The sequence below is a fragment of the Acinetobacter sp. YH12155 genome (genome assembly GCF_013418255.1).
Lineage (GTDB): Bacteria > Pseudomonadota > Gammaproteobacteria > Pseudomonadales > Moraxellaceae > Acinetobacter > Acinetobacter indicus.
The window spans coordinates 249,105-275,306 of sequence record NZ_VPCK01000001.1 but is presented as its reverse complement, the minus strand read 5'-3'; the positions used below and the strand labels follow the sequence as shown (position 1 = coordinate 275,306).

Annotated in this window: 18 protein-coding genes and 8 tRNA genes; 18 read left to right on the top strand and 8 right to left on the bottom strand. The window is 47.5% G+C overall.

Going from position 1 to position 26,202, the window contains the following annotated elements:
- Nucleotides 1-3 precede the first annotated feature (3 nt).
- From FTU86_RS01340 to FTU86_RS01330, 3 genes are all read left to right on the top strand, one after another.
- Nucleotides 4-2,076: a methyl-accepting chemotaxis protein gene (locus FTU86_RS01340; protein WP_180036496.1), complete on the top strand. Its 2,073-nt coding sequence runs from the start codon at nt 4-6 to the stop codon at nt 2,074-2,076.
- Between the two features lie 156 nt (nt 2,077-2,232).
- On the top strand, nt 2,233-6,726 hold the full coding sequence (locus FTU86_RS01335) for an Hpt domain-containing protein (RefSeq protein WP_180036495.1): 4,494 nt from the start codon (nt 2,233-2,235) through the stop codon (nt 6,724-6,726).
- Nucleotides 6,723-7,184, top strand: a complete 462-nt coding sequence (locus tag FTU86_RS01330; protein ID WP_075167114.1) for a hypothetical protein — start codon at nt 6,723-6,725, stop codon at nt 7,182-7,184. The genes FTU86_RS01335 and FTU86_RS01330 overlap by 4 nt, the downstream gene beginning before the upstream one ends.
- Before the next feature lie 69 nt (nt 7,185-7,253).
- On the opposite strand, the gene dapE is transcribed toward FTU86_RS01330, so the two are convergent.
- From dapE to FTU86_RS01315, 3 genes are all read right to left on the bottom strand, one after another.
- Complete coding sequence (gene dapE, locus FTU86_RS01325; RefSeq protein WP_005179534.1) at nt 7,254-8,387, bottom strand: succinyl-diaminopimelate desuccinylase; 1,134 nt, start codon at nt 8,385-8,387, stop codon at nt 7,254-7,256.
- 126 nt (nt 8,388-8,513) lie between these two features.
- Complete coding sequence (locus FTU86_RS01320; protein WP_005179532.1) at nt 8,514-8,660, bottom strand: entericidin A/B family lipoprotein; 147 nt, start codon at nt 8,658-8,660, stop codon at nt 8,514-8,516.
- Nucleotides 8,661-8,760: 100 nt separating this feature from the next.
- Nucleotides 8,761-9,663 carry a DUF1853 family protein gene (locus tag FTU86_RS01315; RefSeq protein ID WP_016659332.1) on the bottom strand — a complete coding sequence of 301 codons (903 nt, stop codon included), beginning with the start codon at nt 9,661-9,663 and terminating at the stop codon, nt 8,761-8,763.
- Nucleotides 9,664-9,753: 90 nt separating this feature from the next.
- On the opposite strand from FTU86_RS01315, the gene FTU86_RS01310 reads away from it, so the two are divergent.
- The 11 genes from FTU86_RS01310 to FTU86_RS01260 all read left to right on the top strand — a co-directional run bounded on the left by FTU86_RS01310 (nt 9,754) and on the right by FTU86_RS01260 (nt 12,422).
- Nucleotides 9,754-10,143, top strand: coding sequence for a YbaN family protein (locus tag FTU86_RS01310; protein WP_075167111.1), 390 nt, complete (start codon nt 9,754-9,756; stop codon nt 10,141-10,143).
- A complete protein-coding gene (elsL, locus tag FTU86_RS01305; protein ID WP_104488696.1) occupies nt 10,140-10,670 on the top strand; it encodes a cell wall-recycling L,D-carboxypeptidase ElsL in 531 nt (176 codons plus the stop codon). Before FTU86_RS01310 ends, elsL begins: the two co-directional genes overlap by 4 nt.
- A gap of 277 nt (nt 10,671-10,947) precedes the next feature.
- Nucleotides 10,948-11,023, top strand: a tRNA-Val gene (locus tag FTU86_RS01300).
- A 26-nt stretch (nt 11,024-11,049) separates the two neighbouring features.
- Nucleotides 11,050-11,126, top strand: a tRNA-Asp gene (locus FTU86_RS01295).
- A gap of 51 nt (nt 11,127-11,177) precedes the next feature.
- Nucleotides 11,178-11,254, top strand: a tRNA-Asp gene (locus tag FTU86_RS01290).
- A 20-nt stretch (nt 11,255-11,274) separates the two neighbouring features.
- Nucleotides 11,275-11,350 (top strand) — tRNA-Val (locus tag FTU86_RS01285).
- Between the two features lie 15 nt (nt 11,351-11,365).
- Nucleotides 11,366-11,442, top strand: a tRNA-Asp gene (locus FTU86_RS01280).
- Between the two features lie 65 nt (nt 11,443-11,507).
- Nucleotides 11,508-11,583 (top strand) — tRNA-Val (locus FTU86_RS01275).
- Nucleotides 11,584-11,634: 51 nt separating this feature from the next.
- Nucleotides 11,635-11,711 (top strand) — tRNA-Asp (locus FTU86_RS01270).
- Between the two features lie 98 nt (nt 11,712-11,809).
- Nucleotides 11,810-11,885 (top strand) — tRNA-Val (locus FTU86_RS01265).
- Nucleotides 11,886-11,960: 75 nt separating this feature from the next.
- A complete protein-coding gene (locus FTU86_RS01260; RefSeq protein WP_005179520.1) occupies nt 11,961-12,422 on the top strand; it encodes a DUF2750 domain-containing protein in 462 nt (153 codons plus the stop codon).
- Between the two features lie 13 nt (nt 12,423-12,435).
- On the opposite strand, the gene FTU86_RS01255 is transcribed toward FTU86_RS01260, so the two are convergent.
- The 4 genes from FTU86_RS01255 to yccS all read right to left on the bottom strand — a co-directional run bounded on the left by FTU86_RS01255 (nt 12,436) and on the right by yccS (nt 18,931).
- Nucleotides 12,436-13,230 (bottom strand): YdcF family protein, encoded by a 795-nt coding sequence (locus FTU86_RS01255; RefSeq protein ID WP_180048302.1) that lies wholly within the window; start codon nt 13,228-13,230, stop codon nt 12,436-12,438.
- A 114-nt stretch (nt 13,231-13,344) separates the two neighbouring features.
- Nucleotides 13,345-15,945 (bottom strand): sulfite reductase flavoprotein subunit alpha, encoded by a 2,601-nt coding sequence (locus FTU86_RS01250; protein ID WP_180036493.1) that lies wholly within the window; start codon nt 15,943-15,945, stop codon nt 13,345-13,347.
- A 166-nt stretch (nt 15,946-16,111) separates the two neighbouring features.
- Nucleotides 16,112-16,672, bottom strand: coding sequence for a YcxB family protein (locus tag FTU86_RS01245; RefSeq protein WP_005179510.1), 561 nt, complete (start codon nt 16,670-16,672; stop codon nt 16,112-16,114).
- Nucleotides 16,673-16,756: 84 nt separating this feature from the next.
- Nucleotides 16,757-18,931, bottom strand: a complete 2,175-nt coding sequence (yccS, locus tag FTU86_RS01240; RefSeq protein WP_045796242.1) for a YccS family putative transporter — start codon at nt 18,929-18,931, stop codon at nt 16,757-16,759.
- Between the two features lie 135 nt (nt 18,932-19,066).
- On the opposite strand from yccS, the gene FTU86_RS01235 reads away from it, so the two are divergent.
- Nucleotides 19,067-20,287, top strand: a complete 1,221-nt coding sequence (locus tag FTU86_RS01235; RefSeq protein ID WP_180036492.1) for a multidrug effflux MFS transporter — start codon at nt 19,067-19,069, stop codon at nt 20,285-20,287.
- 93 nt (nt 20,288-20,380) lie between these two features.
- On the opposite strand, the gene FTU86_RS01230 is transcribed toward FTU86_RS01235, so the two are convergent.
- Nucleotides 20,381-21,085: a nitroreductase gene (locus tag FTU86_RS01230; protein WP_180036491.1), complete on the bottom strand. Its 705-nt coding sequence runs from the start codon at nt 21,083-21,085 to the stop codon at nt 20,381-20,383.
- Nucleotides 21,086-21,469: 384 nt separating this feature from the next.
- Here FTU86_RS01230 and FTU86_RS01225 point away from each other — a divergent pair, with 384 nt between their 5' ends.
- From FTU86_RS01225 to FTU86_RS01215, 3 genes are all read left to right on the top strand, one after another.
- Complete coding sequence (locus FTU86_RS01225) at nt 21,470-22,771, top strand: DcaP family trimeric outer membrane transporter (RefSeq protein WP_180036490.1); 1,302 nt, start codon at nt 21,470-21,472, stop codon at nt 22,769-22,771.
- Between the two features lie 598 nt (nt 22,772-23,369).
- Nucleotides 23,370-24,608 (top strand): sodium/glutamate symporter, encoded by a 1,239-nt coding sequence (gene gltS / locus FTU86_RS01220; protein ID WP_005179501.1) that lies wholly within the window; start codon nt 23,370-23,372, stop codon nt 24,606-24,608.
- A gap of 74 nt (nt 24,609-24,682) precedes the next feature.
- A complete protein-coding gene (locus FTU86_RS01215) occupies nt 24,683-26,158 on the top strand; it encodes a sodium:alanine symporter family protein (protein WP_180048301.1) in 1,476 nt (491 codons plus the stop codon).
- The last annotated feature ends 44 nt before the right edge of the window (nt 26,159-26,202 follow it).

Genomic DNA, 26,202 nt, shown 5'->3' with positions numbered 1-26,202 from the left:
TGCATGGGCTTTAAACTTAAAAAGAAAAACTCAGGCGATGGAACCAACCGCAAAAGCGGTTCGGCATCGGTCGCAAAATTACAGACGCAAATTGACCAGTTTGCGGGTGTATTCGGTGATACCAATAAATCAAAGCCACTTATTTTCATTGCCGCAGTTGCGCTGTTGGTCTCGATTATCAGTCTTTTGTCTTTATTCTATAGCGTACCGCGTACCAACCAGTTAACCCAGAGTCTGGGTGAATTACGTTTGTTATCGCAGACCATTTCACGTCAGGCCACTGAAGCCACTGCTTCAGGCACCAAAGAATCGATCCAGAAGCTGACCCAGTCACAACAAAGCTTTAAAGACAACCTGGAAACGGTAAAAGATATTGGCAGTAACTCGGCCGAGCTGGAAAAAGTCGAAGCCGACTGGGCCAAAGTTTCTCAGAATATTGATGCGATCAGCTCGCAACAGGCTATTATTAGCAAACTGTATGACACCAACATCGCGATCAGTGAAACCATTCCGGGGATTCAGGCCGAATATAACCTGATGGTTGACCAGATGGCACGTCAGGACATGCCAAGTAGCCAGGTGGTTATTGCCAAGAACCAGGTGTTCATTGCAGAACGTATCCTGCGTTCAATCAGCTCGGTATTAACCGGTTCAGAAAACTCGCGTGAATCTGCTGATGACTTCAGTGCCGATACCGAAACATTCGGTGCTTACTTGAATGCCCAGCTGAACGGTAGTGCAGAGCTCGGTGTACAGCGTATTGCGGACCCAGGCCTACGTGAAGCTTTAGAAGGCATCCAGTTTGAATATGATGACGTTTTAAAATCTGCATCGGCAACGGTATTAAATAACTCGGCGCAGATTGTACGTGTACGTCAGGCTGCATCGGACATTTTTAGTCAGTCAGATGAGCTGTTAAACCAGTTAAATAAATTATCTAGCGGTGCAGGCCCGGCAGTCATTATTCCGGCCGTACTGTTAATTGCCAGCTTATTGGTCTTCCTGGTACTGGTATTCAAATTACTGACTTTACGTGGTCAATCCGATAAACAACGTGTAACCCGTCTGCAAGACGAATATGACCGTAACCAGAACGCGATTTTACGTTTACTGGATGAAATTGCCGACCTGGCGGATGGTGACTTACGTTCATACGCGACCGTATCGGAAGACTTTACCGGTGCGATTGCCGACTCGATTAACTTCGCAATTGACCAGTTACGTGACCTGGTATCGCGTATTCATGAAACTTCTCACGAAGTAGCGCGTTATACCGCCAATACTCAGGAAATTACCAACCAGCTGGCCGAAGCATCTGAACACCAGGCGCAGGAAATTGCCGGTGCATCTGCCGCGATTAACGAAATGGCGATGTCGATTGACCAGGTATCTGCCAACGCCGAAGAATCTGCAGCGGTTGCGGAACGTTCAGTACAAATTGCATCGAATGGTGCGGAAGTTGTAAACCGTTCAATTCAGGGTATGGATATCATTCGTGAGCAGATTCAGGAAACCTCGAAACGTATTAAACGTCTGGGTGAATCTTCGCAGGAAATTGGTAACATCGTTGCCCTGATTAACGATATTGCCGACCAGACTAACATTCTGGCTTTAAACGCAGCAATTCAGGCGTCGATGGCCGGTGAAGCAGGTCGTGGTTTCGCGGTCGTAGCCGACGAAGTACAGCGTCTTGCGGAACGTTCAGCATCTGCAACCAAGCAGATTGAAACGCTGGTTAAAACCATTCAGACCGATACCAACGAAGCGGTAATTTCGATGGAACAAACCACCTCTGAGGTTGTTCGTGGTGCGAACTTGACCAAGGATGCCGGTGTGGCACTGGATGAAATTCAGACTGTATCGAATAACCTGGCGAAACTGATTGCCAACATTTCTGACGCTGCGAAACTGCAGTCGGCTTCGGCGGGTCATATTGCGACCACGATGAACGTCGTACAGGAAATTACCTCGCAAACCACAACAGCAACCTTCGATACGGCACGTTCGGTTTCTGAACTGGCCAGCATGGCAGAATCATTACGTGAATCTGTAACCGACTTTAAACTTCCGGACTAAGGAAGCCACAGAGAGCTTCTTTCGGGAAGCTCTCTGTTTTACACAGATCAAGCCAAGCATCGACAAGATCAGCTTAACTTCAGGGTTAGGTTACACGTGATGGTTACAATTAAGTTTGAGTGCCGCTGGGCGCTGAAAACATAAGAAGCCTTAGCTATGAAAGAAATATTAAAAAATTTAGTTGAAACGACTGCGCTTCCTGAAGATAGTTATCTTGATCAAGATGCAGAAATTCTAGAAATTTTTGTTGAAGAAATTGAAGAAATCTTCGTTGAGCTAAAAGACCTGTTGGCTCAATGGGCCACGCAGCCTAACGATCAGGAAACGCTAACCACCATTCGCCGTCATTTTCATACCTTAAAAGGTTCGGGACGTATGGTTGGGGCCAAGTCGGCAGGGGAGCTGGCCTGGACGGTTGAAGATACCTTAAACCGGGTCATTTCCGGTAGCCTGACCCTGTCAGCGCAGGTGCAGCAGTTTGCAACCGCGGTGGCGAACGTCTTTGAATACAAACTTTATCCAAGCTTTAAACATGCCCAGCCGATGGCACTGGACCTGCGTCCATTGGTGCTATTAGGACAACAATTACAACAAAATTTAAGTCCTGAACCGGCTTTAGAAGAGCTGTTACAACTGGCAAGCAGCCTAAGGTCCAGCGACAGTATCACCGGTCTGGAGTTTGATACAGCAAGTACTGATGAGCAGGTTGCTGCAGACACCGAGCTGGCTGTGGCTGATAGTGTTGAAGAAGATCCGCTAGCAGCTGAAACACTGGCCATCTTTATTGAAGAAGCGGAAGAACACCTGTTAACGGTGGATCGCTTCCTGGCACACGATGAGCTGAAAACCCAAGATTACAATGGCCTGATTCGTGCCCTGCATACCTTGCGCGGCAGTTCATCCATGGCACACATCGAGCAGATTTTTGATGCCAGCTCCAAGGTAGAAAACCTGTTCAAGACCCTGTTACAGGATGAAATTGAATCGACTTCCAAAGAAACCGCACTGTTATTGCAATATGCTGAATTTGTGCGGGATTATCTGCATCTGTTGCCGCAGAATGACAGTGCCGGCATGGACCGGATTTATCAGACTTTCAATACTGCATGGCAGAACTATGGCTTTAGCCTGGAAGATGTTGATGAATCAGTGAATCCGCAAGGTCTGGTATCCAAGCTGATTGAACTGAATATTGATCAGTTGCTCGATGCTGAGTTCGAATTTGACCAGCGTGCGCAGGCTGAATATCCGGAATATATCCAGACCCTGAGCCATCAGGCGAAGCTGCTGGTAGAGCGTACCGATAACCGCGCCTCTCAGGGTATTCATGATTTTACCCAGGAATTACAACTGGCCTATGCGGCCTTGCTGGACAAGCCAAGCCTGCTGCATAGCGATTATGCCTTTGAATTATTTGGACAGGCGCATCAGGAATTTATCCATCTGTTTGATACCCTGGCTGCCGGGCAACGCGTCAGCTTAAGCGAAGATGCTCAGCAGATCATCAATAACCTGAGTGCCTTTGTACAGCAGGATATTGAAGCACTAAGCCCAGAAACTGATACCATAGAAGCTGTAACCGAAACGGTTGAAGCCGGTGCCGGGCTGAATCTGGCCGTATTGTCACAGCGTCTGGAAGCTGACCGTCAATACATGGATAGCGCTGAAGCCAACAAGGACTTTGATCCAGACCTGCTGGACATTTTCCTGGAAGAGGCCGAAGAGTTACTTACGGGTATTGACCAGGATGTTAACAGCTGGAGCCAAGACCCGAGCAATACTGCTGCGCTGAACAATCTGATGCGCCATTTGCACACCTTAAAAGGTGGTGCCAACATGATTGCAGCCAGCCATATCGGTCTGATTGCGCACCATTTAGAAACCATTTATGAGCGCATCATTAACCGTCAGATGAGCGCATCGACCGCATTGATTCAGATTATCCGTCTGGTTCAGGACAATATTGCGGACCGTATCCAGACCATCCGTGAACAGCAGGTCGATTATCCGGCGCAAGAATCACTGGCGATTCTGGAAAATATTAGCGAACTGGCCCAAGGTCAACTGGTTGAAGCTGAATCGCTGGCAGTGGCGGCTGAAGCAACCTCTAGCGCAGATGTACAACAGTCTGATGCATCTGCACTTGAGTTTGAACTGGAACAGCCAGCACCTGCAGAAACAGCCTATACTGCGCCTGAAGATGAGCAGCCAGACACCAGCAGCGAACCGGTACTGGAAGATGCACCGACCCTGGCTGAGCAAACCATCCCTACAGATGCGGTATCTACTACTGAAAATGACGGTGAAGACAATCTGCATTCGATTGTGGAAGAAACCTTCCTGGAAGAAGCTGAAGAGCTGCTCGACACCACAGAAAGCCTGTTAAAGCAGTGGTTTGACCATCGTAGTGATCGAAGCATTTTGCTGCAGTTACAACGTGCTGCGCACAGCCTGAAAGGCGGCGCGCGTATGGCCGAAATCGAGCCGGTGGCCGTGATTGCCTATCAGCTGGAAAATACCTTTGAACAGTTCGCGGTGCATCAGTTTAATTCCAATGCCTATGATGCCTTGCTCAACACCACTGTGGCTTGGTTAAAAGAAGCCATCTTCCAGCGCGATTACAGCAATTTTGATAGCCTGAAAGCCAGCCTGGAGTCGATTGAATACGTCAATGCGACGGCGCAGCTGCCAGAACGCTTCAATACCGCCGATCTGCTGGCGCCAAGCAAAACCTTCGAATTTGTGCAGGGTGATGGTGCCGAGCCGCCATCCATGCAGGGCGAATGGAGCGAAACCGCACAGCTGGATAACAGCAATGAGATGATCCGTATTTCGGCTGATCTGGTTGAGAAGATGATTGACCTGTCGGGTGAAAACGCGATTAACCGCTCGCGAATCGAGATGGAGCTGGGTCAGCTGGGCGGTACCCTGAATGAAATGGAACTGGCGATTAAACGTCTGGCCGATCAGTTACGCCGAATGGAAGGCGAGCTGGAAAGCCAGATTATTGCCAAACATGGTGATGAACATTCACGCTATACCGACTTCGACCCGCTGGAGATGGACCAGTACTCCTCCTTGAACCAGCTGTCAAAATCGTTGGCGGAATCGGCGTCGGACTTGGTGGACTTTAAGACCACGCTGGCGGACAAGATTCGTGATGCCGAAGGTCTGTTACTGCAACAGTCGCGGATTCAGGCAGAAATTCAGGAAAGCCTGATGCGTACCCGTCTGGTACCGTTCTCGCGCATGTTGCCACGTTTACAGCGGATTGTGCGTCAGACTTCATCGACCTTAAACCGTCCTGCCGAGCTGGTGGTACACAATACCGAAGGCGAGCTGGACCGGACCATTCTGGAACGCCTGATTTCACCATTTGAACACATGCTGCGTAATGCGGTGGACCATGGTCTGGAAGATGCCGCTGTACGTAAACAGGCAGCGAAGCCGGAAGTGGGCCAGATTGAGCTGAACATCGGCCGTCAGGGCACTGATGTACTGATTAGCTTTACCGATGATGGTAAAGGTATTGATGAAACCAAGATTCACGCCAAAGCCCTGAGCCTTGGCCTGATTCAGCCAGAGCAGCAGCTGGACAAGAAAGAAATTCTGCAGCTGATTTTCCATCCGGGCTTTAGTACCGCACAAGCCGTGACCCAGATTTCAGGTCGTGGCGTCGGTCTGGACGTGGTGCAAAGCGAAATTAAAGCGCTGGGCGGCCATGTCGAGGTCGATTCTGAACTCGGTAAAGGCACTACTTTCAGTATTCGCGTACCGACCACAGTGGCGGTATCCGATGCCCTGATGGTAAAAGTTGGCGATCAGCAGTTCGCAATTCCATTGGCGCAAATTGACCGTATTGTACGAATTTCACCTTCTGCGCTGGAAAGTTACTTCACCAGCAAAGATGACTACTTCAAGATTGATCAGCAAAACTATAAGTTGCGCTATCTGTCCGAGTTTGTTGCCAATCAGCCATTGCCGCGTTTAAGCAATATCGCGCATTCATTGCCGGTGCTGCTGATTAAAGGCAATACTGGTCAGACCATTGCCTTACTGGTCGATCAGCTGATTGGTTCACGTGGCCAGATTGTGATGAAACCGATTGGGCAGCAGTTCTCCAGCGTGGGTTCGATTGCCGGCGCGACCATTCTCGGTGATGGTCAGGTCTGTCTGATTCTGGATGGTCAGAATATTGCCCGTCAGATTCAGGCAACCCAGCGCATCAAGCATGTGATGGAGCCGCGTGAAGTACAGCGTCGTGATACCCGTCGTCTGGTGATGATTGTGGATGACTCGGTGACCGTACGTAAGGTCACGTCACGTCTGCTCGAACGTCAGGGCTTTGATGTGGTCACGGCCAAAGACGGTGTCGATGCGATTGAGCAGCTGGAAAATGTTAAACCGGATCTGATGCTGCTGGATATTGAAATGCCGCGTATGGATGGCTTTGAGGTGACCAACCTGGTACGCCACCATGACATCCATCGTGACTTGCCAATTATCATGATTACCTCGCGTACCGGTGAAAAACACCGCGAACGTGCCTTTAGCTTGGGGGTAACGCACTATATGGGTAAACCGTTCCAGGAAGCAGAATTGCTTGCCAATATTGAAAACATTTTGCATAGCAGTGAGGCTAAAGCATGAGTCAAAGCAACAGCACCAGCAAAATCGACCAGATTAGCCAGCAGGAACTGCAACATCTGATTACCGTTTCGACCGGTTTTATTGATGCCTATATTGTGGAATGTCATGATCAGGAAGATATGCTGATTCCGCAGAATATTGTCCTGTCGGCGCTGGACAGTTCTACCGCAGTCGATCATGTCGAGTGGCATGATCTAAAACTGCCGGTGTACCGTGTTACCCATCCAGAGCAAAATCAGGGCGTTGCCTTGGTGATTGAAGGTGATGAAATTGACCAGCGCTTTGCCCTGATGTGCAATGCCATGCCAAAAACCATCCGTCTGCGTATTTCGGAAGTGGTCGATGATGAGCGTGAAGGCCAGCATCCGGCGGTATTCCAGTATGTACGTATGGGTGAGCAGGTATTCCATGTCCCGAATCTGGCGCATATTCAGGCCAGTCTGGGTTTGAATAGCTAATTTAACAGTTGGCAACAGACACAAAAAAAGGAACTCCGCGGAGTTCCTTTTTTATGCAACAGCAAAAAATTAAGTCAGCAGGCCTTCAAGAATCTGCTCATAAATTTCAGCCAGTGGTTCTAAATCATCAATATTCACGTGTTCATTGATCTGGTGAATGGTCGCGTTCAGCACACCGAGTTCCAGCACTTGTGCACCGGTTGGCGCGATAAAGCGGCCATCTGATGTTCCGCCCGAAGTAGACAGTTCAGTTTCAACACCAGTCACATTGCGAATTGCATTTTTGGCGGCATTGACCAGTTCACCAACTGGGGTCAGGAATGGTAAACCGGACAGTGTCCATTGAATGTCATAGTTCAGTTGATGGCGGTCCAGAATTTCCAGTACCCGGGCTTTGAGCTGCTCAGCAGTCACTTCAGTCGAGTAGCGGAAGTTAAAGGTCACGGTCATGGTGCCCGGTACCACGTTGGTTGCACCGGTACCGGCCTGAATATTCGACACCTGGAAAGAGGTGGCCGGGAAGTATTCGTTGCCATTGTCCCAAACAGTTTCGCACAGTTCAGCCAGCGCTTTAGAGGCAGTATGAATCGGGTTAATTGCCAGATGTGGATAAGCCACATGGCCCTGTTTGCCTTTCACGGTTAATACCGCATTTAATGAACCACGACGGCCATTTTTGACAATATCACCCAGACGATGGGTGCTTGATGGTTCACCGACCAGACACCAGTCCATTTTTTCATTACGTGCTTCCAGGGTTTCAACCACCTTTACGGTACCGTTAATGGATGGACCTTCTTCATCTGAGGTAATTAAGAACGCAATTGAGCCTTTATGATCTGGATGTTTGGCCACAAAGCGTTCTGAAGCCACCACCATGGCTGCCAATGCCGTTTTCATATCGGCACTACCGCGGCCATAGAGCTTGCCATCACGAATTTCTGGAGCAAACGGGTCAGAATGCCAGGCATCTAAACTACCGGTAGGGACCACATCGGTATGACCGGCAAAACAGAACACCGGGCCTTCTGTGCCTTTACGCGCCCAAAGATTATCGACATCTTCAAAACGCATTGATTCAATATTAAAGCCAATCTTTTTTAAGCGTTCCGCCATGATGTCTTGGCAGTTATGATCAACAGGTGTTACGGAAGGTTGACGTAATAACTGTAAGCTGAGCTCGAGCGTATCTGAGTGGTTCATGGCTTTGGAATCATGCAAAAAATTTGCCCCTATAATAGGGGAATCATGCCGAGAAGGGGAGTTTTTAATATAAAAAAACCTTATCAGGAGATAAGGTTTTTGCCGGGAATTTGCATTGAAATTTGATTATTGACGGATTTCGTCCTGAGTTTTTTCAGCCGTATTACTTACCGCATTACCTGCTGAAGAGACATCTTCACCTAGACCTTTTACTGTATTACAACCAGTCAGAACAAACATCATTAGTAATGAAGTCGCTAGAATTTTTTTCATCATCATCTCCGTATCATTAAGCATAAATTATTCTGATGTGAAAATTAGAGTAAGAAATATACAGCCAAAAAAATATAGTGCTTTGATTGTGGTTGAGTAATTAAATGTTGTTCAAAGATAGGCTTTTAGTCCAATAGTGCTGATAACACGCATCCATCAGCACCGGGTTGCGATACATATAAAATGCAGACTGGTCCTGATTCAGATATAAGCCATTGCTCCAGAATGCGTTGGCTGAACTGCTTGGACTGGCATGTGGGCAAATCCATTCATGCCGTTGCAGTCGGTAAAAATCCTGATGATTTTTCGGCAAATGCTGGCCCCAGGTGCCAATTCTGCGCTCGGGATTGACCCAGTCAGGAAGAGCCTGTGCAGTAGCATGTTCAGGCAGATACAGCTGGCCTTTTAACACGGCAAAGCGCTGTTGAATGGTATGACCTTGGGCCTGCTGAAACTGAAACTGCTTTTGGGTAAAGTGGGTTAACTTGCGTAATAAGGTGTCGCTGCGGTTCAGCCCATACCAGTAGGGCAGACTCAAATCACGTTCAGCCAGATAATATTTGAGCGCCACTTCCCAATGTTCAACTTGCTGGTGGTCATGGTTTAGCAGCAGAAAATCGAGTTCGCCCGTGGTGCGTGGTCCATCAATTATCTGAATGCTATGTCCGAGCAATTCATAAGGATGATAGTCACGCTCGGTCAGCCAGAACCAGAGCAGCATTTCAAACCGCAGCCCTAGCCGGGTACTTTTGAGCTGGCTTAAAAAATCTTCCAGTGCAGCCGGATGCTGGTCTAAATGCTTCAGCCGGCTTTGATAATGATCAAAGTGCTGCAACCAGCAATCTGTAGGATGAAAATCAAAGCCATAACGCTGCTCCAGTGCTGGTGGCAGCTGCTGTAAAATGTTGGGACTGGCCACGCTAAAGGCCAGTTGCCGCACCAGCGGATTGCGGAAATTTAACCAGGGTTCAGCAGAAATATCAGTAAAGGTGTTAGGCGACATCAGTAAATCCATGGTTAAACAGCAGAATTACAACGAAGAAAAGTTTAAAAACGCTTTATACTAGCGCAATTCGACGGGTAGGGTTGCGGTATGAGAGTATTGTTTTGGCGAAGTTTGGTGGTGATTTTTGTCATCCTCGGCTTCATTGGTGCAGTGTTGCCCGGTATGCCAACAACAGTCTTTCTGATTTTAGCGGCCTGGGCCGCGTCCAAAGGCTGGCCGCAAATGGATGCCTGGTTGCTGAACCATCCCAAATATGGCCAGACCTTAAGAGACTGGCGTGCCAATGGCACCGTACCGCGTAAAGCCAAATGGTTTGCCACCATCATGATGCTGATCAGTGCCTGCATCATGTTATTTACCACGGCTCCGCTGGCAGTCAAAATTTTTACCAACCTGACCATGTTTGTGGTGGCAATCTGGTTATGGCTACGCCCTGAACCTGTTGTTGTCACTCCACCAAAGGTAAAGCAAGAATGATCTACCCTCTACATGCTGCGGATATTCTGGTTGATTTATCTGAGCAGACCTTATATCTACCAAAACACAATAAACTGTATGTGGTGTCTACCGGTGAAAAGGGCATTGGTGAAGCAGAAAATAGTGGCAAAACCCCACGTGGCTGGCATCAGGTGGCCCTCAAGTTTGGTGCAGATGCGCCGGAAAATACCGTGTTTATTGCCCGTCAGCCAACGGGTGAAATTTATGATGATGAGCTGGCCGAACAGTTTCCTGAACGTGACTGGATTTTGTCCCGTATTTTATGGCTATCAGGGCTGGAGGATGGTTTTAACCAGGGCGCTGGCTGTGACACCTTTAAACGTTATATTTATTTGCATGGCACGCCAGATACCGAACCGATGGGCATTCCCAAGTCACATGGCTGTATCCGGATGCGCAATCGCGACATTATCGAGCTGTTCGAGCTGATTCCAGAACAGGCATTGGTGTATTTGTCTGAAAAGCGGCTGGATTTTAGCCCCTTGGCCATTGAACCACAGCCATAAGACTTAAGCCTGAATTTTGCTGCCATTTTTCACAGGGAAAAAATAAAAATGTGCAGGCGAGCAGGGGGGTAATTGCAAGAAATTTCTTCTATTCTCAAGTGAGCTAAAAATAAAATTTTTTGAATAAAGTCAAATAACATACAGAATTTGTTTGTTTTTCTAGCGAATCACTTATTTTTTAATCACTCAGTCATAAAAAAGTGAAAACTGGCAGAAAAGCGTTTGACAGGCGGTAAAGATTCTCTATAATGCACCTCACAAACGATGAAGACGTTAAGGGCGCTTAGCTCAGTTGGTAGAGCGTCTGCCTTACAAGCAGAATGTCGGCGGTTCGATCCCGTCAGCGCCCACCAAGCCTTTACGTTAAAGATTCTTACGTGCAGCGGTAGTTCAGTTGGTTAGAATACCGGCCTGTCACGCCGGGGGTCGCGGGTTCGAGCCCCGTCCGCTGCGCCACTTAAGCTTCTTTAATATTCGTTTGAACCACAATAGTGACTTTGTGTAAGTGCAGCGGTAGTTCAGTTGGTTAGAATACCGGCCTGTCACGCCGGGGGTCGCGGGTTCGAGCCCCGTCCGCTGCGCCATTTACATAAAACGCTTTTGAGGGCGCTTAGCTCAGTTGGTAGAGCGTCTGCCTTACAAGCAGAATGTCGGCGGTTCGATCCCGTCAGCGCCCACCATGATTCTTTTGCGATGCAGCGGTAGTTCAGTTGGTTAGAATACCGGCCTGTCACGCCGGGGGTCGCGGGTTCGAGCCCCGTCCGCTGCGCCAACTCAAAGAATAGCCCTATAAGTTTCCTGAGCTTATAGTGGAATCAAGATTGACAATCTTAATCAGGGCGCTTAGCTCAGTTGGTAGAGCGTCTGCCTTACAAGCAGAATGTCGGCGGTTCGATCCCGTCAGCGCCCACCATATTCAAGCTGTAAAGCTTAAAAGACCTTAATTGCTTACGCAATTACCGTTGCAGCGGTAGTTCAGTTGGTTAGAATACCGGCCTGTCACGCCGGGGGTCGCGGGTTCGAGCCCCGTCCGCTGCGCCATTTTTTATGCCCTGATGTGAAAAATGTGATCAATTACAAGACTACACACTTCGTTGGTCTTGCGTCGTAAAAAATAATATATTATTTTTTACTCTTCAGGGCGCTTAGCTCAGTTGGTAGAGCGTCTGCCTTACAAGCAGAATGTCGGCGGTTCGATCCCGTCAGCGCCCACCATATCTTTCTTGCCTAAATCTTAAATATTCCATAGAATCCCAGCATTATAAAACAATAAAATGGACTGGATGATCTATGCGAAATCCATATCAACGCAAGGCCGCGTCTAAATCTCAAACTTCAAGCTATAACGTTCAAGATATTTACAAACAGTTTATTGAAATTATGGTCAGCCAGGGACAAGTGTTTGCGCTGTATCATGACGGCTGGGCCTTATGTGCCACACCCACCGGACAGCGTGCTTTTGCGGTCTGGCAAAATAAAAGTCTGGCCAAACTGCTGGTCAAAGACAACTGGGAAAATTACGATATTCAGGAAGTCAGCTTTAAAGATTTTATTGAAAAAGTCCTGCCATTTTTAAGGCAGGAAAGCACACTGGTGTCAATGAATCTTAGTCCTGAAGGGCAGAATGTACTGGTGGCACCGGAAAAGCTGCTGCTGGATATTAAAAACTATCTTTACCAGATTTATTTGCAAAAACCTGAGGTCTATAAAAACCTGCAACTGCCTTCGCCACGTTCCATTCGCCTTAATTAATATTTATTGGGTATTAATATTCATTGAGTAGCCAACCACTTACATAAGCAAAATATTCGCGTAACCAGGAGTTATAGCGAATATAGAGTGGTGTAGGAGCGCTATAGGGCAAGGGCTGCTGATAGCCCTGTTTGCAGGCAATGGCCAGCGCACGCGGTAAATGAAAATCACTGGTCACCACGGCAATCGGATCACTGAGCTGAATGTCGTGCTGAGTCAACAAGGCCTTGGAATTGTGGAAATTCAGAGCGGTACTGGTACTGCGTGCTTCCAATAGAATTCGTGTTTTCGGAAGATGATGCTGCTCTGTTAAATAGTGCGCCATCACTTCGGCTTCGGTCCACTGATTCCCAAAAGCGGCGCCACCACTGACGATAATGGGAATCTGTGGCAGCTGCTTGGCCAACACTGCCCCGGCATCCAGGCGTTTGGCCAAGGTCGGTGTTGGCTGGTTGTGCTGGATTCCCCCGCCTAAAATCAGAATCGCCTGCGTATTTGGATTGGGTTGGCTATGCAGGCTTTGCCAGTGTAAGTAGCCAAAGAACAGTACCACACTGAGTAGCCAGACCCAGAAAGCACCCCATACTAAACGCCAGCCTTGTTGATAGATCGGGCGCTGTCGAATCCAGCGCTGTAGCGGAACATAACACAAGGCATAAATGAACAGTGCTGTACCGAGCAGCATCGGCAGCAGGGTACCAAAATGAAAGCTGTTCAGGCTGAGCAACCACAAACCATTGGCCAGCAGTAGAACTGCAGCCATCAGGCTAAAGATACGTTTCAGTGGGGCGTGGCTGTGACTCTGCATGGCGGAATAATCATAAATAGCGTGATGTATCTGCAGATTATAAAAGATCAAGATGAAAAAACCGGACATCAAGTCCGGTTTTTTCAATTTTAGTTTTCAGCAAGTTAGCAAAACTTAGTAGACATCACGGCGGTAACGGCCTTCACTGCGTAACTGATCCACCGTAGCTTCACCAAGCAGTTCAATCAGGGTCTGGTCAACATCGCTGGCCATGCCATCAATACTGCCGCAGACATAAATCACGGCACCTTGCTCAATCCAGCGTTGCAGTTCTTTGGCCTGTTCACGCAATTTATGGTGTACATAGACTTTCTGTTCCTGATCACGCGAGAAGGCCACATCCAGACGCTGCAACATGCCGGTGCTTTGCCATGCAGACACAATATTTTCATAGAAAAAGTCATGTGCGCGCTGACGTTCACCGAAAATCAGCCAGTTCTGGGTATAGTCATGACGGATACGTGCCTGTAATAGACTCATTAGCCCGGCAATACCAGTCCCGTTACCAATACAGATGATTGGACGGTTGTCATCAATCAGGTGGAACGATTCATTGGTGCGAATGCGCAGGGCAATACTGCTCTGTAGCGGCGCATGTTGGGTGAGCCAGCCCGAACCAAGACCCAGTTGACCTTGGGCATCGGATTGCTGGCGGACCACCAGACGCAAAATCTGCTGCGATGGAATGCTGGCAATTGAGTATTCACGTGCAGGCAGGGTCGGTAACTGTTCCAGTAAATGTTCCAGATTGGCAAACGGCTCGATTTCAACCGTCAGATCTTTGTCCCAGAGCGCCTGTTCAATCGGTTCACCGGTCGAATCTAGCAGGGTACCTGGCTGAATCTGATGCTGTTGTATAAAGGCTGCCAGACGCTCAGGACTGTTCCCTGGCTGGATTTCGGCAATATCACCGGCTTCCCAGTGTGCTTCGTGTTGCGGCGCCAGCTCGATATTATAGGCTGGTGCACCCAGACTGTTCGGATTGAGCAGATCACGCTGTTTCAGAATCCAGCTGTCAAAGGTCTTGTGAATGTCCATGCCTTGCAATTCAAGCTGGGTGGCTTGAGCTAGTGCTGTATTCCAGCGTTGGATATCTTCATTGCTGGCATTGTCCACTTCAATGGTGGCAAACAGAGGCTGTGCCTGATTGCGTTGTAACCACTGATCAATTTTATGACCAAAGCTGCAGTAGCTGTCCGGATATTCCTTGGAGCCCAGCGCCAGTACCGCATAACGCAGATGCTGTAAATTGGCCGAGCTGCTCAGGATTTTCTTGTCAAAGCTGGAGGCTAAATCAGGTGCTTCACCGGTACCATAGGTACTGGCTACAAACAGCACCTGTTCTACCGATTGCAGATCTTCCAGACTCAATTGCTGGACCGGTTTCACGGTCACCGGCTGATGCGCTTCCTGCAAACTGGTCGCAGTACGCCAGGCCAGCTGTTCAGCCACGCCGGTTTGGGTGGCGTAGGCAATCAGCCACGGTTTGGCATTTGGATCAACCGTGACGGCGCTTGCGCTATTCCGTGCTGCCTGGGTCAGTTTCTTCTGCTTGCGACGTTTCAGATACAGCATCCAGCCGGTCACAAAGAACAGCGGCATCAGCAGGGAAGCGACCATGGCAAAGAACTGGTACACCGGACCAAAGAAGCTGCCACGGTGAACCGGTAACATGCTGCTCATGATTTTTTCATTGAGTTTTTTATCTTCATACAGGCTGATGTCGGTGAGGCTGGCCGTCTGATAGTTATAGGTTGCACTATTACGGGCACGTTCATGCTGCGGTACTGCATCGACAAAGTTCAGGCTAACCTCGCCATTGGCCTGTTTGGGCAGATTCAGGGTCATGGTTGAGTAGTCGCGTCCCAGTTGTGCCTGTACGCCAGTCCAGGTCTGGTTTAATACAGCCTGCATTTGCAGCGAATCCAGTCCTTCCGCACGCTCGCCACGACCTTCACGCGCAGTACCTTCGCCACGTTCACGGCCTTGCGGCGCACCACGCTGACCTTGCGGCGCGGCATTGGCCTGCATTTGCGGTTGTGGACGCTCTACGCCCAGCACCTTGAACATGCCATTACGCCACCAGTCATAGGACCAGTACAGACCGGTACAGGCCAGAATCAGGTAGAAAATCACCACCCAGGTGCCGACAACGGCGTGTAAATCCCAGATGAAGTTCCGGCCTTTAAGTTTCGGCTTCACAAAGAACCACTGTTTTACCGAATGCTTTTTCGGCCAGCGTAGATACAGACCACTCAAGACAAAGAAAATCAGCATCAAGGCACAGGCGCCGGTAATCTGCTTGCCGACCGGGCCAACGGTCAGGTTACGGTGTAACTGCTGGATAAACTGGAAAAATTCACGGCCTTTAATCTCGGGTAACACTTCTGCGCTGTAGGGGTTAATCAGCACATTCTGGCCGCGACGTGCGCCTTCTTTGGCAATATTGACACTCGAAGATGCTGCCGGATCGGAGGCGATAGTAATGCTATTAATTTTGGTTTCAGGTTGAGTCAGCTGAAAATGCTGATAGATTTCCGCCGGGGTGAGCTTGGCCCGGTTTTCGACCTGCACGGTATAACTGTCCGGATTCATCCATTTTAGAATTTGTTGTTCATAGGAATAAATCGCACCGGTAACACCCATCAGTGCGAGAATCAGGCCCGCACTAATTCCAAGGAACCAGTGCAGCTGGAAAAATATTTTTTTAAGCATAGCAATACAGCAGCAGTGTGAAGAGAACAATGGGCGAAATTATAACTGAAGAATAGCGAGATGGAATAGAGTTTGAATATAATATTTATTCTCATTATCATTTAGATTGGTACAAACCGGATAAAAAAACCTCCAGCAGGGTGGAGGTTTTTTTGAGCTTACAGGCTTAAAGCTGTTTTGGCTCACCTACAGATTCAAGCAGGTGCTTACGAATGGTTTTAAAAGAAAAGTTTTTAGAATCCAGACGTTTTGGCAAGATATAAGCGCCTTGCTGACCTTTGACGGTAAAGTTCACCAGAATGAAATCCGGGGTAGAATACCATTCATAAATATCTTTCCAGCTAATCGCGCCCATGCCTTCTTGCAGGCCCATTTGCTGACGCATGATGATGCCGTGCGGTTGTACGCCTAGACGGATGCCTTTAATTTCCTGTACTGGAAATTCGTTCATTTTACGTTTGGCATACCATTCCAGACCGAATTTACGGATCAGGAAGTACAGCACTACACAGACCAGAGCCACCCAGCAGAAAATGGTGGAATAGTTCTTGATCAGGATAATCCCCAGAATAGACAGGGCCGTAATAATGCCCATGATCGCCCAGGCTTTGGTGCCAATTTTGTTGGTGCTACGCCAAATTAAAAGCTGGGCATGACGTTGCTCGGCTTCGCTAATGTCGTAGTTCACAGGCTGTAAAGTATAAGCGTATAAATTTTTCGCGGTCATAGTGGAACTAACAAATTTCAAACTCAGAAAAGTTTAGCATTAATTACAGCATTTCAGGAGTCTATTGTTGCAAAATCATCCGAATTATAACGAGGCCAGTTCGGTGGCATCCTGATCACGGTCATGGCTTAAACTCTGCTTCAGCTGACTCAGTTGATGCAGGATGGTCAGCATCAGCGATAACTGCTGCAAAATAATCAATCCCTGTTGATCTTCCTGATGATTTTGGCTTAAACGCTGCCGGATGGTATGCAGCATATTTTGCGAAGACAGATCGGGTACTTCATCGTTCAGTAAGGCACCGCGAATATCTTCCAGCGCTTTATCCAGCAGGGTTAAGATCTCCGGATCTTCAATTTTTTCCCGGTGTGCGCCCAGCGCGGCAATATAGCTGATAAAGGTATGATTCAGGCACAGCAGTTCAAAGGCTTGAGCTTTTTGCGAGGCATCAAAATCCGGCTCAGTGGCCAAGGTAGAAATGAGCGAAGCTAACTCGGCATCGGTATTATGCGCTGCACGGCGTACCACGCGATAGGTCAGGCCGTTATTGCGCCCGGTTTTGTATTGCTCAACCACTTCGGTCAGATAATCACACTGCGCATTTAAGGCACGACGGATGGTGCGCGGCAAGCGGCGGAATTTCCAGTCCGGGAAAATAAAGCTGACGCCAAACCAGGCCAGTGCACAGCCAATTAAAGTATCAATCATACGCGGCAGGGCGGCGGCAAAGCCCATACCATCGAGGTTAAAGTTAATCAGTGCCAGAATGGTAATAAAGGCGGTGGCTTGTGCATACTGCTTACTGCGCAATTCAAAGAACAGAATTCCGCTGACTACCAGCAGCAACAGCTGACCTTCGACCGATGGAATAAAATATAAGATGCTATAACCGACCAGAATCCCGACCAGCGTACCGACAATCCGCAGCCGTAAGCGGCGTTTGGTGGCGTTAAAGTTGGGTTGGGTGACAAACAGCGCGGTCAGTAAAATCCAGTAGCCGTATTCAATATTGGTGACCTGGACAAAAATATAGCCAATCAGCAGTACCGCCGATAATCGAATGGCATGCCGGAACAGCACCGATTCCGGAGTTAAATGCTGCTTGATCCGGATGACCATATCATCCCAGCCTTTCAAGTCATCATCTTTAAGCTGGTTTTCAATATGTTTGGTTTTATCCAGCTTGATATAACGCTCGGTTTCCAGGTTGCGTAACTGCGCGTCAATGGATTTAAGATTCTGATACAGGGCAAACAGGGCATTGACCCAGACCTGATCATACTGCTGTTCGCTGCGCAGCTTTTGCAGCGAATGTTTCAGGTTTTCAAAAGCATGTTTAAAGCGTTTGCTGTGAATATAGGGTTCACGCTTCAGGATGCTTTCGCTTAAATCTTTACAGGCTTTGCCCTGAATCGCCAGAATGCGCTGGAAACGGAACAGGATGTCGCTGTGTTCAAAAATTTTGGCCAGTTTCTGATAGTCAATATGCGCGGAGTCGGCGCGTTCATGAATATCCTGGGCAATAAAATAATACTGCAGGCTGCGGCGGGTGTCTTTCTGGCCGCGGTCACCTTTTAAACGGGTCAGTAGCGCGGTTTTCAGTTCATTAAACAGGCCAATCAGCTTGCCATTTTCCATTGACAGGTCAATCAGGCTTTGCTGATAGCTGCCGGGGGTCATATCGACATCAAACAGATTGGATTTGGCAAACAGGAAATCGCCTAACGAGGCATAGCTTTGCGAAAGTTTGTCTTGTAGCTGCCGTACCGGAAACAGTAAAAAGCTGATGGTGGAAATCAGCCCGTACCAGACTGCACCAACCACCAGCAAGGCTGGCTGGGTGTACCAGTCTTCAAACAGGTCCACGCCGAGCATGGCATAAACCGAAATCACCAGACAGCCATAGGCAATGGTGGCATAACGCCGGCCCAGAGAACCAAGCAGAATCAGGCCGATACAGGAGATAATCAGGCCAATGGCAAACAGCACCGGATGTGGAAACAGCAGCTGAATGGAGGCGGCGGTAATAAAAAAGCCGATATAGGTATAAGTCTGGTTCAGGATTCTTAAAGAGAAGCGGTCATCAATATCGCTTAAACCGGCTGCGACCACGCCCAAGGTTAGCGGAATGGTGGCCAGCTGATAGCCGAGCAGATAAGGAACAAAGGCGGTGCCGGCAAAGGCGATCATCATCCGGATGTTATAGATAAAGGCCGTGTTGTAGGCAAAGTGTTTGAGACGTGTGAGCCAGGATTTCAAGACTGTTCCTTAAACGAAGCCAGATGCTATGCAGCGGGCAGCAATTATGTGAAACTTCACTTTCAGTACCCTGAAATAATACTATGGACTGTGTACTTTGTCTTTAAATCAGTCATTTAAAAAAGAAATATGAATATGTCCGATTCCCATGCCAGTGCAAGCCCGCAGCAGTATCCATCTTCCTGGATTTTACTGCTGGCATTGCTGATCTCGCTTGGTCCGCTGTCGATTGATATGTATCTGCCGGCCTTGCCCCAAATGGCAGATGATTTTGGGGTCAGCACGCAAATGGTGGCCAACAGTCTGCCGGCTTATTTTCTGGGCCTGGCAATTGGACAGTTAATTTATGGTCCTTTAAGTGACCGGATTGGCCGTAAAACCCCACTGTATTTTGGTTTGGGACTGTATTTTCTGGCCAGCCTGCTCTGTGTTTATGCCCAGGATGAATGGAGTCTGATTGCGGCGCGGGTGTTGCAGGCCTTAGGGGGCTGTGTTGGGGTGGTAATTGCCCGTGCGGCAATTCGTGACCGGCTGGATATGCAGGCCTCCGCGCAGGCTTTTTCCAGCATGATGATTGTGACCGCCATTGCGCCCATTATTGCGCCGGGTCTGGGGGCCATCGTCCTGAGCTTTTTTGACTGGCAGGCGATTTTTGTCTGTCTGGCCATGATGAGTTTAGTTTGCTGGTTATGTGTTCATTTTTTCTTTCAGGAAACCTTGCCGCCAGAGCGCCGTCTGAAATTGAATTTCTATCAGGTGCTGACCCTCTATCTGGCGATTTTTAAGGACCGCAGTTTTTATTTACCGATGATTGCCGGCTGTTTTACCGGCGGGGCGATGTTCTGTTATATCAGCAGTTCTGCCGCTGTTCTGATGGATGGTTATGGCCTGAACCAGCAGCAGTTTTCGATTGCTTTTGGTGCCAATGCGGTCGGTATTATGCTGGCCTCGACCTTAAACAAGCATTTGGCAACCAGCAGCTCTTTAATGACCCGTTTAAAAATAGGCGGTACGGTGCAGGGCACTGGCGCGCTAATTCTGGTCATCGCCGGGCTGATGAGCCATGCGCCGATTGTTGTGGTTTTTGCCGGGCTGTTTTTAGCTGTGGCCGGAATTGGTTTTACTGGCCCCAATGCCATGGCGTTGGCAATGTCGGAGCAGGGTGCCCGTGCCGGTACAGCTAGCGCGATTATGGGCAGTATGCAATTTAGCTGCGGTTTAATTGGCGGCTTAATGTTGAATGTACTGATCTGGGATGCTTTATTAAATATGGGCAGTGTGATGCTGCTGTTTATTCTGATTGGGGTGAGTGCGATGTACATCATGCATCGGGAGCGGAAATTAAAAACCGCCTAAACCCGATCCATCTTTAAAATAAAAAAGAAGAAACCCGGGCGGTTTCTTCTTTGCTCTTTAAGCTGTTGCAGCGTGAGGGCCGCAGCTAAACAATTATTCTATAAACACGGCAAATTCTTCGACCGGTACCCGTGGGGTAATAAAGCTATTTACAATATGCTCAGGATCGGCATAACCCAGGGCCATACCACAGACCAGTTCTTCATCGGCCGGGGCATTTAAGACCTCCAGTACAATGCGATGAAAACTATTCCATGCCGCTTGTGGGCAGGTGTCCAGCCCGCGTGCCTTGGCGGCAATCATCACGTTTTGCATCATCATAGAAAGATCCATTTTTGAACCAATTTCCAGGTCACGGTGCAGGGTAAAAAACAGGCCTACCGGTGCATCAAACAGCTGAAAATTACGCAGATGCTGCGCGGCCATCTTCTGTTTTTCGCCTTTTTCAATATTGAGCAGGCCATACAGCCCCCAGCCATTTTCACGGCGCCGCTCAATAAACGGCGAGAACCATTGTTCCGGATAATAGGAAAAGGTGGCCTGATAATCGGCCGCACGTTCAGGATGTAAATACAGTTCAGTTTGTGCCTGACAGACCCGATCAATGAGTTCCTGACGCTTTTCACCGGTCACCACATACACCTTCCACGGCTGAATATTGGTGCCGGATGGTGCGCGGCTGGCCACGCTTAGAATATCTTTAATCATTTGCGGATCGACCGGACGATCTAAAAAGGCGCGCACCGAATGACGCGAGCTAATGGCCTGATCGACCAGTTGTACTTGTCCTTTATCCATGAAAAATCCCTTAAAATGTTTATGTTCTAATCAACTGTCGCTATATACAATAGTCTAATATTTAACCGGGTAGGCAGCTTTTACTTTTCGATAAAACCATGATAATTCGATATTTTTGCAAATGAGAATTAGAAAAATTGATCAGTCCTTTATCCTTATACGTTAAAAGTGATTTTAATAAAATAAATTAATTGTTAGATTGAAAGCATAAAACGATTACAGTTTTGTGTAATTCTTTATCGATAAGACTTTTAATTATTTGATAAATAGCAAAAGTGTGATGATTAAATGACATTTAAATCAGGGATGCTTGCCATCTGAGTCAGTATTTAAAATGTCTTAAAAGAGCACGGATGCGCATTATTTTTTACTCTGGAGAAACCCATGGATCGTAAAATCCAAACTTCACTTATCACAAAAACATTAGCGGTCGCAATTACAGCAGCAATGGCCTCTACGGTACAGGCGGCAAGCACTGAACAACAACAAATTCAAGAATTACGCCAAGAAGTACAAGCACTCAAAGCTTTAATTCAACAGCAGCAACAGGTTCAGCAACAGCAACAAGTCCAGATCCAGCAAGTTCAGGCGCAACCGGCACCTGCAGCAAAATCGGCTTCACCATTTTCCTTAAAGTCGAAGGGCGGTGCTGAAGTCAATCTGTACGGTTTTGTGCGTGGTGATGCCAACTATATTGTTGAAGGTGCAGACAATGACTTCAACTCGGTACATACCAGCACAGGTGCTGCTAAAGACAAATTACGTGCAACCCCAAAAACTACACGTTTAGGTCTCGATTTCTCTTCACCAGTAGGTGACCGTAAAGTGGGCGGTAAAGTTGAAGTTGACTTCGCAGGGAGCAACGATGCATTACGTATCCGTCATGCATACTTAACGCTGGACAACTGGTTATTGGGTCAAACCACCTCTAACTTCCTGTCAAATCATGCACCAGAAATGATTGACTTTGGTACCAACGTCGGCGGCGGTACTACCCGTATTCCACAAGTGCGTTATAGCCACAAACTGGCACCGGCGACTCAATTGTTGGTTTCTGCTGAAGAAGGGAATAGCTCTGCTCAGGCACTTAAATTAAATGATGATGATAAACCAGTAACCACCGGCTCAAATGTGACTTACCGTTTACCTGTATTAACTGCTAAATTGACTCAAGGTTTTGCCGAAGGTAAGGGTGCCGCATCAGCACGTGCATTAGTTGAACACTATAAGGCTGAATCAGGTGATGATAAAACAGGTTGGGGTGTAGCAGCAGGTGTGAATTATCAGGTTGCAGAACCGCTAAAAGTATCGGCTGATGTTTCTTATGTTCAAGGCAACAGCAATTATTTATACGGTAGTAACTCTGCATTCTATGTTAATCCAGAGAATGGTGACATTGAACAAAACGAATTTACTGCTTTCCAGGTCGGTGCGACTTATAAGTTTGCGCCAAACTTGCGTTCAACACTGGGCTATGGTGCTATTTTTTCAGATGATGGCACAGACTACGCAGTCTCAAATGAAGATGCAAATAAAGAAGTGTATCAAGCATGGTTAAACTTCATTTATTCGCCAGTAAAACCAGTTGATTTGGGTATTGAATATATCAACGGTGAGCGTGAAACCTTTGCAGGTAACAAGTTTAAAGATAACCGTTTTGGTTTAATGGCACGTTATAACTTCTAAGTGCTGAACCAAAAAAGAGGTGGCTTGCCACCTCTTTTTTTTATTTACCGATTTTTAAAAAAACAATTTTAAATTCAGTTGCTTAAATTTATAGTTAAAAGCAATAAGTTAGACTAATAGCGAATAGCGTTAAAAAAATAAAGATTTTTAGAGAAAAAGATGCATAATGTGCGATTTTTTAAGCTGTATTGTTCAGCTTTTTCTATGAATTAAGATGTATTTGTTGGCTACATGAAGCAATGCATTTTCTATGTTTAGGAGCCTATATGAGATTATCTTTCTATAGTAAGCCTATTCAGAGATTTCAGCCTGACATTACCCTGCCACTGAAGTGTCTGTATTTTATTTTTCACTCCTTCTTTTTCAGGCAGTGCCGGTTGATATGAATTTGAGGAGCGAAGCTGAGTCTTGCGCTCCAGCTCAGATGCTTCATCGCCAAATCAGAAATTTTTCTGATTTACATTATTCATATTGCAGAGTTTTCCCGTTTATTTAAATTAAACAGAGCAGCCTTATCATAAAAGGTGCTTATATCATCAGGTTTAAATAATCAGAACCGGAAAACAATAAGCATTGACCATATTAAATGGATATTGCCATGGAATTTACTTTTAATGCGTTTTACACCTTAATTGCGGCTGTAATCGTTCTCCTTTTGGGACGTTTTTTAGTTAACAATATTGATTTTCTAAGACGTTACAACATCCCGGAACCTGTCGCGGGCGGTTTGGTCGCTGCGGTAGTGTCTTTAATCGTGCACAATTTCTGGGGCTACAGCATTACCACCAGTAGTGCGCTACAAACCAGTTTTATGCTGATTTTCTTTGCCTCCATCGGTTTAAGTGCCAACTTTGCCAAACTGCGTGAAGGCGGTATTGGTCTGGTGATCTTTCTGATCGCAATTTCACTATTCATCATTGTACAAAACTTTGTCGGGATTAGTCTGGCGACAGTATTGGGCATTGATCCGCTAATTGGTATGATTGCCGGTTCCATTACCTTAACCGGTGGTCACGGGACTGCGGGTGCATGGGGTGAAATCCTTGAGGTTGAACATGGTATTCAGGGTGCTTTGGCCCTGGGGATGGCCAGTGCGACCTTCGGTCTGATTATTGGTGGTATTATTGGTGGGCCATTGGCCAAGCTGCTGATCAACCGTTATCAGTTGGCTACACCACGTACCGATGCACAAATTGAACAGCGTGACAATACGCCAGTTGAACCGGTACCGGGTGAGTTTGTACCATTTGAATATCCGCATCAGGTGCGTTTAATTACCGCAGACAATGCCATTACCACTTTAGGTTTATTTGCAGCCTGTCTGGCCTTTGCCGAGTTTATGACTGGTTATGCCAAAGGTACGCTGTTTGAGTTGCCAACTTTCGTCTGGGCTTTGGCTGGTGGGGTAATTCTGCGTAACGTATTAGAAGGTATTTTCAAAGTCACTATTTTTGACCGTGCGATTGACGTATTTGGTAACGCTTCATTGTCTTTATATTTGGCGATGGCATTGCTGTCATTGAAATTATGGCAACTGGCAGATCTGGCTGGCCCGTTAATGGTCATTCTAGGCGCGCAAACCATCACCATGGCCTTGTATGCGGCCTTCATTACCTTCCGTGTTATGGGTAAAAACTACGATGCTGCTGTACTGGCTGCGGGTCACTGTGGTTTTGGTATGGGTGCAACACCTACTGCGGTTGCCAACATGCAGGCCATTACCAATATGTACGGTGCTTCTCATAAAGCCTTCCTGATTGTACCGCTGTGTGGTGCTTTCTTTGTCGACTTGATTAATGCGACTGTCATTCAAGTCATTCTTAAGTTTTTTGTTTAAGTAATTTGAGTGGAAAAGCCTTGTTAAAAGGCTTTTCTTTTTAGGATGACTCAATCAGCAAAGGGTGCGAAAAAATGAATGAACAATTAAATGAAACCCTAATGTCCTGGGTGACGCTTCTAAATACCCCGCTGTGGGATTTTCTGGTGATCTTTCTGGTCTTTGTCGGGGTATTTTATACCCTGATCACCGGCGCTGTACAAATTCGTCTGTTCTGGCACAGTATTAAAGCCATGAAGTCGAGCCGTAAAAAAGGCGAAGACAGTTATGGGATTACTCCATTTCAGGCCCTTGTGACAGGTTTGGCCAGTCGGGTCGGGGTTGGTAACGTTGCCGGTGTTGCGATTGCGATTGCGATTGGTGGTCCGGGTGCGGTGTTCTGGATGTGGTTTACCGCATTTTTAGGCATGAGTTCGGCCTTTGTCGAATCTTCACTGGCGCAGCTATTTAAGGTGCGTGATACCAGCAACCATCAGTTCCGTGGTGGTCCGGCCTATTACATTACCCAAGGCCTGAAACAGAAATGGCTGGGTGTAGTATTTGCGGTTGCCCTGATTTTAACTTACGGTTTCGTGTTTAACGCGGTGCAAGCCAACTCGATTATCAGTGCCACATCACATGCTTGGGGCTGGAATCAGGCCAATCTGACTGTTCCAATGGGTGCGTTCAGTTTTGAACTGTCCTGGTTGGGCCTGGTTCTGGTTGTCATGACCGCTATGATTATTTTTGGCGGGATTAAACGCATTGCCAAAGTGGCGGAGAAATTTGTCCCGATTATGGCGCTGCTGTATCTGGTGGTGGCATTGTATATCGCCGTGATTAATCTGCCGATTATTCCGGATATTTTCCGCCTGATTTTCAGCAAGGCTTTTGAATTTGATGCCGCTGCCGGTGGTTTCTTTGGGGCGATGGTGTCGATGGCGATGATGATGGGCATCAAGCGTGGTCTGTTCTCCAATGAAGCGGGGATGGGTTCTGTACCAAACGCGGCTGCTGTGTCGGATGTAAAACATCCAGTGAATCAGGGGCTGGTACAGATGCTGGGCGTATTCGTGGACACCTTTATTGTCTGTTCATGTACCGCAATCATCATTTTGTCTTCCGGTTTATATCAGAATGCCGGTTTTGAAGGGGTGACCCTGACCCAGATGGCGCTGGAAAGCCAGATTGGCCATTGGGGCGATGACTTCCTGGCCATTATCCTGTTTATGTTTGCTTATTCGTCGATTATTGGGAACTACGCCTATGCCGAAGGCAACGTGCAGTTTATTAACAATAACCGCAAGATCATGCTGATTTTCCGTCTGCTGGTGCTGTTTATGGTGTATTTCGGCGCGATTGCCACCGTACCACTGATCTGGTCGATGGCCGATCTGTTTATGGGCGTGATGGCCACCATCAACCTGTTTGCCATTTTACTGCTGACGCCATTTGTGTTGATGCTGCTAAAAGACTTCAAAGCTCAGCTGAAGCGTGGCGTGAAAGAACCGGAATTTAAACTGGACAATCATCCTAAATTTAAAGACCGGGTTAATTCCGATATTTGGTAATACAAACAGCAACAGCCTCATCATGAGGCTGTTGTTTTATTAAT